Source organism: Pseudomonas sp. P5_B2 (assembly GCF_056400445.1).
Genome location: NZ_JBFULH010001007.1, coordinates 1 through 1,162, shown reverse-complemented (window position 1 = coordinate 1,162; position 1,162 = coordinate 1). Strand labels below are relative to the sequence as shown.

1 protein-coding gene is annotated in these 1,162 nt (G+C 59.6%); it reads left to right on the top strand.

The window, feature by feature from the left end:
* Positions 1-135 precede the first annotated feature (135 nt).
* The coding region (locus AC1DRJ_RS28725; protein ID WP_477805117.1) for a response regulator at positions 136-1,162 on the top strand (1,027 nt) is incomplete at its 3' end.

The window sequence follows — 1,162 nt, the reverse complement described above, 5'->3', positions numbered from 1 at the left end:
ACCTTCTGGTTCACCGCTCGGGTTGGCACCGTCCCAGCTGCGCAAAAAAAACTGCAACGCGGCCGGACGCTGGCGGTAGATGACCATAAGAGCGCCCGTCAGAGTCTTTCGCAGGATGCTCCAACGGGGAACATCATGTCGGCAATTTTCGGTGCGCGAGTACTTTTGGTCGAAGACAACGCACTGAATCAGCAGTTGGCGAGCGAACTGCTGAGCGATGCCGGATTAGTCGTCGATATCGCTGAAAATGGGCAAATTGCCGTCGACAGGGTGAAAACGCGCRCCTACGACTTAGTGCTGATGGACATGCAGATGCCCGTACTCGATGGTGTGAGCGCGACGCGTGCCATTCGTGCCTTGCCCGGGAAGCGTGATCTGCCCATTGTCGCGATGACCGCCAATGCCATGCTGTCCGATCGCGAACGCTGTAGGGATGCGGGCATGGTGGATTTTATCGTCAAGCCGATCGACCCGGACGCACTGCTCCGTGCTGTGCTGCGCTGGATCGAGCCTACCGGCACAGCGCCTTCTCCCTTACTGCAGGGGCAAGTTGGTTGTGTTGATATCGCGGCCGATTCCGACTTGAATTTCGGTGGCGTGGACGTCGCTGCCGGGCTACGCCGGGTGCTGGGCAAGCACAGCCTGTACCTGGACTTGTTGCACCGCTACCTGGCCGACCAAGGCTCCTTGCTGTCGCAGCTGCGTGCGGCGCTGGCGGTGGGAGAGATGGGGAAGGCCGAGCTGCTGGCCCATAGCTGCAAGGGCATGTCAGCGACCATCGGTGCCGACACCGTCGCAAAGGCGGCAGATGCATTGGAGCAGGCGTTGCGCGCAAAGAGACCAGACGAAGAGCTGCAAGTCAGTCTCGAAGCCTTGAGTGAACCCTTGGTGGCACTGCTGGAGCAATTACGCGAAAAGTTGCCCAGTGCGGTCAAAGCAGAGCCAATAGCGGTCGACGTTGTCGAACTGGAGCAAGTTTGCCGACATCTCGATGACCTGTTGGATGACTTTGATGCGCAGGCCGTGCCCTATTTCGCCACACATGCGGGCATGCTGCGCGGTGCGTTTGCGAACAGCTTCCAGAAAATGGAGGGCGCGGTGAACGGTTTCGATTTCGAACGGGCGAAGGTCTGTCTGAGGGAGGCCCGGCATGCCTGTGAAG